Annotated in this window: 10 protein-coding genes; 8 read left to right on the forward strand and 2 right to left on the reverse strand. The window is 75.3% G+C overall.

The features are described from left to right. Positions 1-26: 26 nt before the first annotated feature. On the reverse strand, positions 27-2,312 hold the full coding sequence (locus ACZ6Y1_RS07010) for a SpoIIE family protein phosphatase (protein WP_469624219.1): 2,286 nt from the start codon (positions 2,310-2,312) through the stop codon (positions 27-29). A 227-nt stretch (positions 2,313-2,539) separates the two neighbouring features. On the opposite strand from ACZ6Y1_RS07010, the gene ACZ6Y1_RS07015 reads away from it, so the two are divergent. The 5 genes from ACZ6Y1_RS07015 to ACZ6Y1_RS07035 all read left to right on the forward strand — a co-directional run bounded on the left by ACZ6Y1_RS07015 (position 2,540) and on the right by ACZ6Y1_RS07035 (position 10,256). Continuing rightward, on the forward strand, positions 2,540-3,364 hold the full coding sequence (locus ACZ6Y1_RS07015) for an inositol monophosphatase family protein (RefSeq protein ID WP_469624222.1): 825 nt from the start codon (positions 2,540-2,542) through the stop codon (positions 3,362-3,364). 98 nt (positions 3,365-3,462) lie between these two features. Further along, a complete protein-coding gene (locus ACZ6Y1_RS07020) occupies positions 3,463-4,881 on the forward strand; it encodes a phytoene desaturase family protein (protein WP_469624228.1) in 1,419 nt (472 codons plus the stop codon). 13 nt (positions 4,882-4,894) lie between these two features. Next, entirely contained in the window at positions 4,895-5,404 is a 510-nt protein-coding gene (locus ACZ6Y1_RS07025) for an O-acetyl-ADP-ribose deacetylase (protein WP_469624231.1), read from the forward strand. Between the two features lie 128 nt (positions 5,405-5,532). Next, positions 5,533-7,752, forward strand: coding sequence for a protein kinase domain-containing protein (locus ACZ6Y1_RS07030; RefSeq protein WP_469624234.1), 2,220 nt, complete (start codon positions 5,533-5,535; stop codon positions 7,750-7,752). Beyond that, positions 7,752-10,256, forward strand: coding sequence for a protein kinase domain-containing protein (locus tag ACZ6Y1_RS07035; protein WP_469624238.1), 2,505 nt, complete (start codon positions 7,752-7,754; stop codon positions 10,254-10,256). The genes ACZ6Y1_RS07030 and ACZ6Y1_RS07035 overlap by 1 nt, the downstream gene beginning before the upstream one ends. 19 nt (positions 10,257-10,275) lie before the next feature. Here the strand turns inward: ACZ6Y1_RS07035 and ACZ6Y1_RS07040 are convergent, their stop codons facing one another. Further along, entirely contained in the window at positions 10,276-10,758 is a 483-nt protein-coding gene (locus tag ACZ6Y1_RS07040; protein WP_469624240.1) for an Lrp/AsnC family transcriptional regulator, read from the reverse strand. Between the two features lie 109 nt (positions 10,759-10,867). On the opposite strand from ACZ6Y1_RS07040, the gene ACZ6Y1_RS07045 reads away from it, so the two are divergent. From ACZ6Y1_RS07045 to ACZ6Y1_RS07055, 3 genes are all read left to right on the forward strand, one after another. After that, positions 10,868-11,851: a DMT family transporter gene (locus ACZ6Y1_RS07045; RefSeq protein WP_469624245.1), complete on the forward strand. Its 984-nt coding sequence runs from the start codon at positions 10,868-10,870 to the stop codon at positions 11,849-11,851. Beyond that, positions 11,844-13,025 (forward strand): aromatic amino acid transaminase, encoded by a 1,182-nt coding sequence (locus tag ACZ6Y1_RS07050; RefSeq protein WP_469624248.1) that lies wholly within the window; start codon positions 11,844-11,846, stop codon positions 13,023-13,025. The genes ACZ6Y1_RS07045 and ACZ6Y1_RS07050 overlap by 8 nt, the downstream gene beginning before the upstream one ends. A gap of 274 nt (positions 13,026-13,299) precedes the next feature. Further along, positions 13,300-14,424, forward strand: a complete 1,125-nt coding sequence (locus ACZ6Y1_RS07055; protein ID WP_469624251.1) for a molybdopterin-dependent oxidoreductase — start codon at positions 13,300-13,302, stop codon at positions 14,422-14,424. The last annotated feature ends 52 nt before the right edge of the window (positions 14,425-14,476 follow it).

Raw genomic sequence — 14,476 nt, forward strand, 5'->3', positions numbered from 1 at the left:
GCCGCAGCCGCACCGGCCCGCACGGGTCAGCAGACCCGCAGCACCACCAGGCTGGTGTCGTCGTCCGTGTCCCCGCTGACCCCTTCCATCAGCAGGTCCGCCAGCTCGTCCGTACGCTCCACCCCGAGCCGCTCGGCCGCCCGCCGCAGCACCGCCAGGCTCTCGTCCAGCCCCTCGTGCCGCCGCTCGACCAGCCCGTCCGTGTAGAAGAGCAGGAAGTCGCCGGGGCGTACCCCGGTCTCCTCCTCCGGGTACACGGCGCCCGGCAGCGCACCGAGCAGGATGGTGTGCGGCGGTTCCAGGAACCGGCCGCGCCCCTCCCGTACCAGCAGGGGAGGCAGGTGCCCGGCCGTCGTCCAGCACACGGCCCGGGCGGCGGGGTCGTACAGCGCGCACACCGCGGTGGCGGTCGGCTGGCCGGGCGCGCTCAGGGTCACCTCGTTCAGCCAGCCCATCAGCTGTCCGGGGCCGGCCCCCGTGAACGCCAGTCCGTGCAGCGCGTTGCGCAGCGCGGTCATCGCCGTCGCCGCGCCGATCCCGTGCCCGGCGATGTCACCGACCGAGACCAGGACCCGGCCGCCCGGCAGCGGATGCACGTCGTACCAGTCACCGCCCACCCGGTACTCCGCGAGGGCCGGGCGGTAGCGGGCCGCGATCTCCAGACCGGGCAGCGTCTCCAGCGGCGGCGACTCCGGCTGGAGCGCCTGCTGGAGCCGGAGCACCACCTGGTTGCGCACCTCGGCCTCCGCCTGCGCGGCGGTGAGCCGGTCGAAGCTGGCGCTGAGGGCCACCTCGGTGTGGTGCTGCGCCGTGACGTCCTGGTAGACGCCCGCCACCCCGGTCAGTACGCCCTGCGTCAGGACCGGCTCGGCGGAGATCTGCAGGCGGCGCACCCCGCCGTCGGGACGCATGACCCGCAGCTGCGCCTGGGCGCCCTCCCGCCGCTCCGTCAGCGCGGCCAGCAGCTGCTTCAGGACGTCGCCGTCCTCCGTGTGCACCCGTGGTCCGAGCGTCCGCAGCGGCAGGGGCTCCGTCCCCGGCGCCAGACCGAAGATCGCGTACGCCTTCGGGCTCCACATGGACCGGCCCGTCACCAGATCGTCCTCGAACCAGGCGATCCGGGCCAGCCGCCCGAGCACGCGCACCAGGACCGGGCTCGTGTCGACGGTGTCCCACACCACCGCGGCCCGTTCCCTGGCCAGCGCCAGTACCTTCACGTGCGCCAAGGACCCCGACTCGGGAGCCAGGCCGTCCTCCGGAAGAGCGGGAGCGAACTGCGGCCCACCGCCCTCGCCCGCCGCCGTGATCAGCCGTACCAGACCCTCGTGGGCGTACGGGAACACCTGCGCGGTCGGCCTGCCGACCGGCTCGTGGACCTCGCCGACGGCCTTGCGGGCAGCCGCGTTCACGTACTCGACGACCTGCTGGTCCCGGCCCGGGCCGACCGCCCCGACGATCGCCGCGGGCTGCTCCAGCAGGTCCAGCACGGCGGACAGCACGCGGGGCCCGCCCTCCTCGTCCCGGGCCCAGTCCACGACGCGCCCCGCGGGCTCCGCCAGATCGGCGAACTCCCGGCGCAGCCCTTCGTCCAGGGCCACCGGTCCCTCCCACGCGGCCAGGAGCAGCCCGGCCGTGCCGCCCGGCCGCCGGATCGGGAACAGCACCCGGGCGCCGTCCCGGGCGGCGCCCGGCAACCGGGGAGGCCCGCGCGGGCCGGTGGTCCCGCCGCCCTTCTCCGTGCCGTCGGGCAGCCAGACGGGCAGACCCCCTTGCATCGCCCGGTGCAGCGGCCCGCCGCACTCGGGCGGCATCCACTGCCAGTGGGCGGCCTCCGGCCGGCTCGCACCGGCCTGCCCCACCAGCTCCAGGCAGCCCGTCTCGGTGCGCCGCCACAGGAAGACCGCGCGTACGCCGAGCGGGCCCAGGCCGTTCTCCAGCAGCGTGTCCAGGGCCTCACCGACACTGTCCGAGACGAGGGCGGCCGCCACACCGCGGCGGGCCCGGCGCGCCTCCGACAGGGCGCCGGGCGGCCCCTGCGGGACGTCGACCAGACGACTGCCGGTGGCGGCGTTGACGATGTCGGCGGCGGTGTCCACGGCCCCGAGCCCCGTCGAGACCGCCAGGTGCACCAGGTGGTCCGCGGCCTCGTCGGGCGGGATGGACAGCTGGGCCGAGAGAGCCCCGGTGGCGAGGTCGAGCACCCGTCGGCGGGCCCGGTCGGCGTGGAGGGCGGCGATCTCGGCGGTCAGATCGGCGACGGCGGCGGCCAGGGCGTTGACGGAGGGGACACCGGCCGGGCCGGGCTCCGTCATGACATCACCTCCGCCGCTCGTTCCCCTCCCGTCGACGCGTCTGCCCCCACCCCCCAGTGTGAAACGGCACGGGGCCGGTACGCCATCGACCCGGTTCCCCGGCAGGCCGGGCGGCGGAACCTTGAACTCCCGGCAGGGCGGCCCGTTCATCCGGAGTACACCGGGCGTCCGGGCGGCCGCCCGGACCGGCGGTGGGGATTGTCGTCCGGGCGTGCTTTGCTAGAAACATGATCAATGAGTTCCTGGCCCAGGGCCTGTCCGATGTGGAAGAAGCCGTCCGCAAGGCGGCGGCGGTCGAGATCATGCCGAGGTTCCGGCAGTTGGCCGAGCACGAGGTCGACCAGAAGAGCGGCCCGCACGACCTGGTGACCGTCGCCGACCGGAAGGCCGAGGAGCACCTGACGGCCTCCCTCACGCGGCTCCTGCCCGGGTCCGTAGTGGTCGGCGAGGAGGCCGTGCACGCCGACCCGACCGTCTACGGGGCGCTGCGCGAGGGCGCCCCCGTGTGGATCGTGGACCCGGTCGACGGCACCCGGCAGTTCGTCGAGGGCGACCCCGCCTTCTGCACCCTGGTGGCGCTCGCCCGGCGCGGCGAGATCCTCGCCTCCTGGACCTTCGCCCCCGCCCTGGACGAGCTGGCCACGGCCGTGCGCGGCGCGGGCGCGTACGTCAACGGCGAGCGGATCCACACCGGTTCGCCCGAGCCGGGCGCCGACCTGCGCGTCGCCATGGCACACCCGCTCTACACCTCCGACGAGCACAAGCGGATCCTCTCCCGGCTGGACGTGCCCGGCGTCGCGGCCCGGCCGTGCGGTTCGGCGGGCCTGGAGTACCTGAAGGTGGCGCGCGGCGAGATGGACGGCCTCGCCTTCACCTGGCCCTCGGCCTGGGACCACGCGGCCGGCCTGCTGCTGGTCACCGAGGCCGGCGGCACGCACAGCACCGTCGACGGGGTGCCCTTCCGGGTGGACCGGGACAACGCGCTGCCGTTCGCGGTCGGCCGCGACGAGGCCACCACGGTCCGTATCCGTGACCTGCTGCGCTCGCAGTAGCCCGTACGCACACCGCCCGCAGGGCCGCCGCGGTCCCGACGGCCGGTGCGGGCGCCATATCCTGGAGGCGCAGGCGCCGCCGGACGAAGGAGTCGCAAGTGCCGTCGATTCTCGACGCGGTCGTGGTGGGGGCGGGGCCCAACGGGCTGACGGCCGCCGTGGAACTGGCCCGGCGCGGCTTCTCGGTGGCCGTCTTCGAAGCCGGCGAGACGGTCGGCGGCGGGGCCCGCACCGAAGAGCTCACCCTCCCGGGCTTCCGGCACGACCCCTGCTCGGCGGTCCACCCGCTCGGCGCCGGCTCACCCGTCTTCGCCACGATGCCGCTGAAGCGGTACGGGCTGGAGTGGCTGCACGCCCCACTGCCCCTGGCGCACCCCTTCGACGACGGCACGGCCGCCGTGCTCTCCCGCTCGGTCGCGGAGACGGCCGCGTCCTTCGGGCCGCGCGACGCGGGCACCTACCGGCGCCTCGTCGCGCCCTTCCTCGGCAAGTGGGACACCCTCGCCCGGGACTTCATGTCCCTGCCGAGCACCGCGCTGCCCCGTGACCCGCTCACCCTGGCCCGGTTCGGGCTCACCGGGCTGCCGCCCGCCACCTGGCTGATGCGCCGCTTCCACGACGACCGCGCCCGGGCGCTGTTCGCCGGGCTCGTCGCGCACGTCATCGCCCCGCTCGGCGGGATCGCCACCGGCGCGGTCGGCATGGTCTTCGCCCTCGCGGCGCACGCCAACGGCTGGCCGATGCCGCGCGGCGGCTCGCAGTCCATCTCCGACGCGCTCACCGCGTACCTGCGCGACCTCGGCGGCACGGTCCACACCGGGTTCGAGGTCAAGCGGCTCGACGACCTCCCGCCTGCCCGGGCGTACGTCTTCGACACCTCGCCGACCGCGCTGGCGCGGATCGCCCGCCTGGGGCGGGCGTACGACGGCTACAAGTACGGCCCCTCCGTCTTCAAGATCGACTACGCGCTCGACGGACCCGTGCCGTGGACCGCGCCGGAGGCGCGCCGGGCCGGCACCGTCCAGATCGGCCCGGGCAGCCGGGACGTCGACGCGGCCCTGCAGCTCACCTCGGGCGGCCGGGCGCCGCGCAACCCCTTCCTCATCACGGCGCAGCCCACCCTCGTCGACCCGGGCCGGGCGCCCGACGGCAAGCACGTGTTCTGGGCCTACGGACACGTGCCCGCGCGCTGGGACGGCGACCTCACCGAAGCCGTCGAACGCCAACTGGAGCGCTTCGCCCCGGGCTTCCGCGACCTGGTCCTGGCCCGCGCCACGGCCGGCCCGCCGCAGCTCGCAGCCCGCAACCCCAACTACGTCGGCGGGGACATCGCCTGCGGCTCCGCCGCCGGACTCCGGCTCCTGCTCCGCCCGAAGCTCTCCCTCACCCCGTACGCGACGGCCCACCCGGCGGTCTTCCTGTGCTCCTCGGCCACCCCTCCGGGGCCGGGCGTGCACGGCATGTCCGGCCACAACGCGGCGAAGGCGGTCTGGCGCCGGCTGCGTGCCACTTCCTGAGAAAGGCGCAGTCATGGTGCGCGTGACCCTGGTCCAGGGGGACATCACCACCCAGCAGGCGGACGCGATCGTCAACGCCGCGAACTCCTCCCTCCTCGGCGGCGGCGGGGTCGACGGTGCCATCCACCGCCGCGGCGGCCCGGAGATCCTCGCGGCCTGCCAGGACCTGCGCCGCTCGCACTACGGCAAGGGCCTGCCGACGGGCCGGGCCGTGGCCACCACCGCCGGCCGGCTCCCGGCCGCGCACGTCATCCACACCGTCGGCCCGGTCTGGTCGAAGGGCGAGGACCGCTCCGCGCTGCTGGCCTCCTGCTACCGCGAATCCCTGCGCGTCGCCGACGAACTGGGGGCGCGGACGGTCGCCTTCCCCGCCATCTCCACCGGCATCTACGGCTGGCCCATGGACGACGGGGCGCGCATCGCCGTCGAAACGGTCCGCGCGGCCGACACCCGGGTGGAGGAAGTGCGGTTCGTCCTCTTCGACGCGGCGGCGTACGCGGCCTTCGAGGCCGCCGCCGGGTGATCCGCCCCGTCTGTGTTCACCCTGTGTGTTCACCCTGTGGAGAAGCGGGAAGTGATCATCCCGACGCCGAGTGCTCCACGGCCCGGCCGTCGTAGCCTGAGGGCCTCACGGGGGAGGGGGATCGACTGATGGAACGACTCGGCGCCGCCGATCCGTTACGCATCGGGCCCTACGCGCTGGCCGGACGGCTGGGGTCGGGCGGGATGGGCACGGTGTACCTCGGGCGGTCGGCCGGCGGCCGGACCGTCGCGGTCAAGGCCGTACGCCCCGAACTGGCCGGGGACACCGGGTTCCGGGACCGGTTCCGGCGCGAGGTGGCGGCGGCCAGGCGGGTGTCGGGGGCGTTCACGGCCCCCGTGGTGGACGCCGACCCGGAAGCCGAAGTCCCCTGGATGGCAACGGCGTTCGTCGTGGGCCCCTCACTGCACCGGGCGGTCGTCGCCCACGGCCCGCTGCCGGGGGCCGCGCTCGGGATGCTGACGGCCGGCCTCGCCGAGGCGCTGGTCTCGGTGCACGGCGCCGGGGTGATCCACCGGGACCTGAAGCCGGGGAACGTGCTGCTGGCCCTGGACGGCCCCCACGTCATCGACTTCGGCATCGCCCGCGCCGCCGAGGGCACGGTCCTCACCACGACCGGCTCCGTGATCGGCTCGCCCCCGTACATGTCCCCGGAGCAGGCGACGGGGCGCCACCTGACCCCGGCGAGCGACGTCTTCTCCCTCGGCTCCACGGTCGCGTTCGCGGCGAGCGGCACGAGCCCCTTCGGCGACGGGGCCGGTGCCGCCGTCCTCTACCGGGTCGTCCACGCCGAGCCGGACCTGTCCGCCCTGCCCGGCAGCCTGCGGCCGCTGATCGAGCACTGCCTGGCCAAGGAGCCGGGCGACCGCCCCGCCCCGCACGAGATCGTCGCCCACATCGCGCGGGCGGCCCCGCCCGGCCCCGCACAGGGCTGGCTGCCGGGGCCGGTGGCGGCCGACATCCTCGCGCTGCGGGCGGACCTCACGGCACTGCCCGCACCCGCGCCGACCCTGCAGCTCACCGGCCCGACGCAAGTCCTCCCCGGCGGGTCCGGCGCCCCGCCGGACCCGCCGGGGGAGGGCCGGGGCCCGAGCCGCCGCAAACTGCTCCTGGGCCTGGCCGGCGGCACCCTCCTCGCCGGGGCTGCCGGGGGCACGGTGTGGGCACTGAACCGGGACACGCCCAGGAAGGCAGCGGCCCCCGGCGCCCGCAGGCCCTCCGGGGACGACGTGCTCGACGCGGACCTGGGCTGGCAGGTGCGCCTGCCAGCAGCGTGCCCCCAGGTCCGCTCGGCCGACGGCGCCGTCGCGTGCGTGTCGCTGCGCCAGGTCTGGGCCTTCGACGGCACGGGCCGCGCGAAGTGGACGGTGAACGGGGACGACCACGGGATCACCTTCTCCGTCACCGGGCCCGGCCCGACGAGCGTGGCGGCACTGGACGGCGGCCGCCTCCACGTGGGCGGGACCACCGCGGGCGCCGCCAGGACCGCCGTCCTCGGCATCCGGATGACGGACGGCAAGGACCCCTGGACCGCCGTCCTGGACGAGGCGGAGGGCTCGGGGGTCTCCGCCTTCTGCGGGGTGCGCGGCGGCCGGGCGTACGCGATCTCCCGTGCGCCCGCGAGCGGTTCCGCAGCCGAGGAGCACGGCGTGTGGGCCCTGGACCTCGGAACGCGCGCCACCGCCTGGTACCGCAAGGCCGAGACCCCGCCGCTCCTGCAGGCGCTCCCGTACTCCGGGAACGGCGTCCTGTACGCGGGCGCGGACCGGCTGGTCGCCCTCGACGCGAAGGGCACCGTCGCCTGGTCGCGGCAGACCGGGGCGGGCGCGCTCGCCACCACCGCCCGGTACGTCGTACTCGTCGACGCGCAGGGCGTGATGTCGGGTCTCGACCCGGCGACGGGCGAACCGGCCTGGCGGGTGCGGGACGCCCGGGCCGTCGCGGCGTCCGCCCGGGGCGACGGCATCGCCACCGACGAACAGGGCACCGTCGTCCACGCCCTGTGGCGCGACGCGGACGGCGGCCTCTCGCTGGCCGCCACGGACGCGGCGACCGGCAGGACCAGGTGGCGCACTGCGCTCCCGGCCGACGCCCCGGGGTCCGCCCCGCTCGGGGCCCGGCTGCTGTACGCCGACGGCAACGTGTACCGGATGGGAGCGGACTGCGTGCTCTGGGCCTTCGACGCGTCGAACGGCAGACCCCGCTGGAAGTACCCCGGCTGGAAGGGGATCGATCCCGCGACCCTGGCCTGGGGCGCCGGCGACGGCCGGCTCTGCCTCACCAATCCGCACACGACGACGGTCGCCGCCCTGCACGCGAACGGATCCTGATGACGAACCCGCCAGAGCCGGCGCGCACGCCGGAGCCGTTGGAGCCCCTCGGCTCCTCGGATCCGGCCCGGGTCGGCCCGTACACCCTCCTCGGCAGGCTGGGCACCGGCGGCATGGGCGCCGTGTACCTCGGGCGCTCGGCGGGGGGCCGGACCGTCGCCGTGAAACAGGTACGGCCGGAGCTGGCCGCGGACCCGGGATTCCGGGCCAGGTTCCGCGCCGAGGTGACGGCCGCGCGGGCCGTCTCGGGCGCCTTCACGGCTCCCGTCGTCGACGCGGACCCCGAGGACCCGGCGCCGTGGATGGCGACCGCGTACGTCCCGGGCGTCCCGCTCGGCCGGGCCGTGGACCTGGCGGGCCCGCTGCCGCGGCCGGCGTTACGGGCGCTCGCCGCCGGGATCGCCGAGGCCCTGGAGTCGATCCACGCGGCGGGCCTGACCCACCGGGACCTCAAGCCGGGCAACGTGCTGCTCGCCCTCGACGGCCCGCACGTCATCGACTTCGGGATCGCACGGGCCGCCGACGGCACCGTGCTCACCGCGGCCGGCACCGTCCTGGGGACCCCGGGGTACATGTCGCCCGAACAGGCCACGGCCGGCCGGGTCGGCCCGGCGAGTGACGTGTTCTCGCTCGGGGCCACCCTCGCCTTCGCCGCGCGCGGCGTGGGGCCGTTCGACGGCGGGCGGACCGTGGACGTCCTCAAGCGGGTGGTGCGGGAGGAGCCGGAGCTGTCGGCGGTCCCGGAGGAGCTGAGGCCCCTGGTCGCCGCGTGCCTGTCGAAGGACCCGGCCGACCGGCCCACCCCCCGCGAGGTCGTCCTGTACGTCGAACGCGGCGCGGCCCCGCCCCCGGCGGGAGCGTGGCTGCCGCCCGCCCTGACGGCGGCCGTCGAGGCGGCCGCGGCGGTCATGGCACCCGAGGCGGCCCCGGCACCCGCACCGCCGGGCCCGTCCCTCCCGCCGGGGCCGCCGTCCTTCCCGCCCGCGCCGCCGTCCCTCCCGCCCGGGCCGCCGCCGGGAGCCCCGCCGGAGCCGCCGCCGAGCATGCCGTCCGACCCGCCGCCGGGCCCGCAGTCGGGTCCGCGGGACGCCGGGCCGGGCCGTCCGAGCCGTCGTGCGCTGCTGCTCGGCGTGGCCGGCGGAGCCGTGGCGCTGGCGGGCGGCGGCACGGCCGTGGGGCTGTGGCTCGGGCGCGGGCGCTCCGCCGGACCGGGTGACGCGAAGCGTTCCGGGCACGCCCTGACCGACCCGGCGCGCCCCCTCGGCACCGGGGCGGAGGCGAGCCCGCTGTGGACGGCACCGGTCACCGAGCCCCTCGTACAGATCACCGGCGAGGGCGAGACGGTCCTCGCGCTCAGCGCCAAGAACGCCTGGGCCGTCGGCCGCACGGGCCTGCCCGTCTGGGGTCCGGTGGCCGTCTCCGGAGGCACGCCCTACGGCGCGCTGGTGAGCACCGTCGCGACCGTCGCGGACGGCACGCTGTACACGGTGGTGACCAGCGGCGCGAGCGGTCGGGAGTCGGTCCTGCGGGCCATCCGGACCGACACGGGCGCCGACGCCTGGACCGTGTCCCTCAACCCCCAGCAGTCGTCCCTCGTGCCGACCGAGATCGCGTCCGGCGTGTCGGTGCTGGGCGTGCTCGGCGGAAAGGTCTACGTCTCCGGCACGACGACCTCCACCACCGTGAATCCCTCGGCCGACCCGGCGAAACGCTACGAGATCCGGACCGGCCCGACGATCTGGGCGGTGGACCCGGCGGAGCGGAAGGTCACCTGGAAGGTCCGGCTCTCGGACCCGGACGTGCAGTACAGCCAGGGCAGGATGCTCCTGCCCTCGTCCGGGACCCGGATGATGTGGGTGACGACGAACAGCGACGGCAGCGCCGCCAGGATCGCGGGCATCGAGACGGCCGGCGAGGGCAAGGTCGCCTGGGAGCAGCCCTCCCCGGGCGCCGGGAAGAGCACGATCGACCAGCTGGTGCAGGACTCCCGGCGCCGCCTGAACGACGGGCCGCACTCCTCGGCCGGCGGCTACTTCCTCCACGTGACCGACGGCCTGTACGTCATCGACCAGGCCAACGGACAGATCGCCTGGCGCTCGCCCAAGACCGCCTTCGGGACCGTGGTGGCGAGCCCGGACGGCAGGACGGTCTACGCCGCGGGCATGGCCAGCCCCGTGGACGTTCCCGGGGTGCAGGCCATTCCCGGCCTCGCCGCCCTCGGCATCGTCGTCTACGCCTTCGACACCGCCGACGGTTCCGTCCGCTGGGCGGGTTCGGTCGAGCACCAGATCCCCGGCACCCTCACCCTCCTGAGCGCGGACGACACCGTCTACCTCGGCTCCGGCGGCCAGCTCTGGGCCCTCGACGCCGAGGACGGCAGGACCCGTTGGAAGTACGTGCTGAACTCCGGCCTGACCTACGGCGGCGCGGTCCCCGTCTGGGCGGGCGGCGGCCGGGTCTACGGCGCGGGCACGAACGGCCTGGTGGCGCTGAGCGCGAAGTGAACCGCCCGGACCCCGGACCTCAGAGGCGGCGCGCGGAGGCGCCCGGGGTGGGCCTCGGGTAGGTCCGGGACTGCTTCACGCTGCCGTACGCGAAGCTGGACTCGATCGAGGCGATGCCGGGGATGGCGTGGATCCGGTCGCGGACCAGCGACTCGTACGCCTCCAGGTCCTCGATGACGATCCGGAGCAGGTAGTCGCTGCTGCCCGCCATCAGGTAGCAGTCCTGGATGTGCTCGATGACGTGGACGTGCTCCTCGAAGGTGCGGACCGCGTCCGCCGTGTGGCGTTCCAGCCGGATGCGGACGAAGACGGTGATCGGCAGTCCGAAGGCGACCTGGTCGACCATGGCCGTGTAGCCGCGGATCAGGCCCGCCTCCTCCAGCCGCCTCACCCGGCGCAGACAGGGTGAGGGGGAGAGGCGCACGCGGTCGGCGAGGTCCTGGTTGGACAGCCGTCCGTCGGCCTGCAATTCCCGGATGATCTGCAGATCGACTGCGTCCATGGCCACTCCTTGGCAGATTCTGCCCCAAACGTATGTCCGGACGGCAGAACTGGCAATCGACTGCCCCGGCCCAGGCCCTAGCGTTGCGGGTGTACGGAATCCCGTACGCGTGAGCCCGAAGCTGGAGCCGCCACCCTTGGTCGCCATCGACACCACGGCCGCCGCCGCACACCCCGCGGCGGCCGGCCGTCTCCGGCTCTCCCCGCAGGCCCAGGGCATGGCCGCCCTGCTGGTCACCGTGGCGATCTGGGCCGCCTTCGCGCTCAGCGCCCGCGCGCTCAGCGCCTCGTCCCTGCTGCCGGCCGACGCCGCCCTGCTCCGCTTCGGCGTCCCCCTGGTCGTGCTGGCCCCCGCCCTGTGGCGGCGCAGGCACCGCGTCGCGGCGGTCCGGCCGGGCGCGGCGATCAAGATCGTGTGCGGTGCCGGGGTGCCCTTCTTCCTCGCGGCGATGCACGGCGGCGCCCTGACCTCCGCCGCGTTCGTCGGTTCGATCGTCCCCGGGATGGTCCCGCTCTTCGTCTCCGCGCTCATGACCGCCCGCGGGCGCAGCGTGCCCCGGGGCACGCAGGCGGCCGGGCTCGTGCTGATCGCCGCGGGCGTGGCCGCCCTGGTCTGGCGCTACGTCGTCCCCGTGGACACGGACGTCCTGGCGGGCTCCGGCATCCTGCTGGTGGCCAGCGGGCTGTGGGCGCTGTACACGGTCGGGCTCAAGGAGGTCGACCTCGACCCCGTCGGGTCCATCGGCCTGCTGTGCCTGCCCTCCTTCGCGATCATCGGGCTCCTCGTCCTGACCGGGGTGCTCCCGACGGGCCTCGCCCACGCGGCCGGCTCCGACATCGCGACGTTCCTCGTCGTGCAGGGCCTCGGGGTCGGCCTGTGCGCCGGCCTGCTGTACGCCTTCGCCATCCGCCGGCTGGGTGCCGAGCGCAGCTCCGTGGTCGGCAGCCTCAGCCCCGTCGCCGTCGTCCTGCTCGCGGTCCCCGTGCTCGGCGAGTCGCCGACCGTCGCCGTCCTCGTCGGCGTCCCCCTCATCACCACCGGCGTCGTCCTCGCCAACCGCCGCCCACGACACAAGGTTCCCGCAGATGCTTGAGCTCCTCCCGCCGCCGCCCGCCGACCCGCTGTGGGTCCTCACCGACGAGTTCGGCGCCGACGAGCGGCCCGAACGCCTCAACCTCGTCCTCGGCGTCTACCGCGACGAGTCGGGCCGCACCCCCGTCATGGCCGCCGTACGGGAGGCCGAGATACGGCTGGCGGAGCGTTCCGCCTCCAAGGAGTACCGGGGCCTGTCCGGCAACACCGCCTTCAACCGGGCCCTGCTGACGATGGTCCTGGGCGCCGGAGGCCCCGCGGAGCGGGCCGCGGCCGTGCAGACCGTCGCCGGCTCCGGGGCCCTGCGCCTGCTGGCCGACCTGATCTGCCGGACCCGGCCGGGCACCACGGTGTGGATCAGCGACCCCGCCTACGTCAACCACCGCCCCATCCTGGAGGCCGCCGGGCTGAAGGTGCGCACGTACGGCTGGCGCGACGCGGGAGGCGGCTTCGACACCGAGGGCGTGCTGCGCGAGCTCGCCGGCGCGGGCCGTGACGACGTCGTCCTGCTCCAGGGCTCCTGCCACAACCCCACCGGGGTCGACCCGCTCCTCGACGACTGGGAGGCGCTGGCCGAATCCGCCGTCGTCGGCGGCTGGGTGCCCTTCGTCGACCTCGCCTACCACGGGCTCGGCGACGGGCTGGAGGCCGACCTGCTGCCCACCCGGATGCTGGCGTCGCGCGTGCCGGAGATGCTGATCGCCGTCAGCTGCTCCAAGAACTTCGGTCTCTACAGCGACCGCGTCGGCTGCGCCATCGTGCTCGGCGCCTCGGCCGGCGCCGCGCGGCACGCCGAGACGGCCCTGCAGAACGCGGCCCGCACGCAGTACTCGATGCCGCCCGAGCACGGCGCGGCCGTGGTGACCGCGATCCTGGAGGACGCCGGGCTGCGCGACCTCTGGCGGGCCGAACTGGAGCTCATGCGCAGCCGCATCACGGCCAACCGGGCCGTGCTGACCGCGCACCTGAGCGCGCTGGGCCGGGGCGCGGAGGCCCGGACGCTGGCGCGGCAGAAGGGCATGTTCTCGATGCTGCCGCTCACACCGACGCAGATGCTGGCGCTGCGCAGGGAGTTCGCGGTCTACGGGACGACCTCGGGCCGGATCAACATCGCGGGCGTCCCGGGCGAGCTGATCCCGCGCCTGGCGCAGGGCATCGCCGCGGTCATGCCGTAGGCAAGACAGTCCCCGGCGGTCGCGTCGGTCCACGAGCCATCCGCCGTCGCGGGTGGCTCCCATGGTCGAACGCGGTCCGCCGGGGGCCTGGCCAGAGCCTGGACAAGGGTCGTGCGGGCCTCTGAACGTCTCCAGAGGGCGGCTTCGGCTCTATCCGGTGATCCGGTGTAATGACGAGTTTCCTCCCTATTCGTCCAGAGTCAAGAGGTTCCCGGACGTAAGCTGAAAGAGATCTGCGTCGTGCTCCGGGAGGAGCCCGAACGAAGGTGCTGCCATGACCGCATGGTCGATTTCACGCGGACCCGGAGCCACCGCCTGGGCGCCCGAAACGGTGACGTCCGAGCCCTACAACGCGCAGACGCCACCCGCCGCCCTGATCGAACCCGTCACGCCCGCGGGGGCCTTCTTCGTACGCGACCACTTCGGCATCCCGCAGACCACCCCCCAGCTGTGGCGGATGCGCCTCGGCGGCGCGGTCGCCACACCCTTCGAGATCGGCTACGAGGAGCTGCTCGGGCTGGAGCGCCGCGAATTCGACGCCGTACTGGAGTGCGCGGGCAACGGCCGCGCCCTGATGACCCCCCGCCCGCCGGGCCTGCCCTGGAGCCTGGGCGCCGTGGGCTGCGCGCACTTCGCCGGAGTCCCCTTCCGCGCCCTCGCCGCCCGCGCCGGGATCGGTCCGGCCACCGTGGAGATCGTCTTCACCGGGGCCGACTCCGGCACGGTGCACGGCCTGCCCACCCCCTTCGAACGCAGCCTGCCCCTCGTCGCGGCCCTGCACCCCGACACCCTCCTCGTCACCCACATGAACGGCGAGCCCCTCGCCCCCGAGCACGGCGCCCCGGTGCGCCTGGTGGTCCCCGGCCGGTACGCGGTCGCCGACGTGAAGTGGCTCGTGGGGGCACGGGCCGTGACGGAGCCGTTCGCCGGGGTCTTCCAGGCCGAGGAGTACGTCTACACCGCCTCGCGCGGCACTCCCGAGGGTCCCGTCACCTCCGTCCGCGTCAAATCGCTCATCACCGAACCCGAACCGGACGCCGCCGTGCGCCGCGGCCACGGGACGCTCGTGCGCGGGCGGGCCTGGTCCGGCGACGGCGTGTCCGTACGCCGGGTCGAGGTGAGGGCCGCGTACGACGGCGACGACGCACCCGGCGGCGGGACCGGAGACCTCGGCCGGCTCGGCGACCGGCACTGGAACGACGCCGTGCTGGAGCCGCCGCCCGGCCCCTACGCCTGGACCGGCTGGTCCTACCGGTGGACCCCCCAGCGCCCCGGCCCGTACCGGCTGCTGGCCCGCGCGACCGACGAGCACGGCGACACCCAGCCGCCGCGCGCGCCGTGGAACGCCCGCGGCTACGGCTGCAACCCGGTGGCCTCCGTCGAAGTGGTCGTCGTCTAGGAAGCCGGCGACCCGGTCAGGGGCCGGCCCGCATCCCCCGGGGCGGTGAGGC

It is taken from the genome of Streptomyces sp. NPDC053432, from assembly GCF_055585365.1.

Bases quoted from the DNA above. Each gene is read 5' to 3' on its own strand.
- ACZ6Y1_RS07030 (WP_469624234.1), top strand. From the start codon at position 5,533: ATGGAACGACTCGGCGCCGCCGATCCGTTACGCATCGGGCCCTACGCG.
- ACZ6Y1_RS07025 (WP_469624231.1), top strand. From the start codon at position 4,895: ATGGTGCGCGTGACCCTGGTCCAGGGGGACATCACCACCCAGCAGGCG.
- ACZ6Y1_RS07055 (WP_469624251.1), top strand. From the start codon at position 13,300: ATGACCGCATGGTCGATTTCACGCGGACCCGGAGCCACCGCCTGGGCG.
- ACZ6Y1_RS07040 (WP_469624240.1), bottom strand. From the start codon at position 10,758: ATGGACGCAGTCGATCTGCAGATCATCCGGGAATTGCAGGCCGACGGA.
- ACZ6Y1_RS07010 (WP_469624219.1), bottom strand. From the start codon at position 2,312: ATGACGGAGCCCGGCCCGGCCGGTGTCCCCTCCGTCAACGCCCTGGCC.
- ACZ6Y1_RS07035 (WP_469624238.1), top strand. From the start codon at position 7,752: ATGACGAACCCGCCAGAGCCGGCGCGCACGCCGGAGCCGTTGGAGCCC.
- ACZ6Y1_RS07015 (WP_469624222.1), top strand. From the start codon at position 2,540: ATGATCAATGAGTTCCTGGCCCAGGGCCTGTCCGATGTGGAAGAAGCC.
- ACZ6Y1_RS07050 (WP_469624248.1), top strand. From the start codon at position 11,844: ATGCTTGAGCTCCTCCCGCCGCCGCCCGCCGACCCGCTGTGGGTCCTC.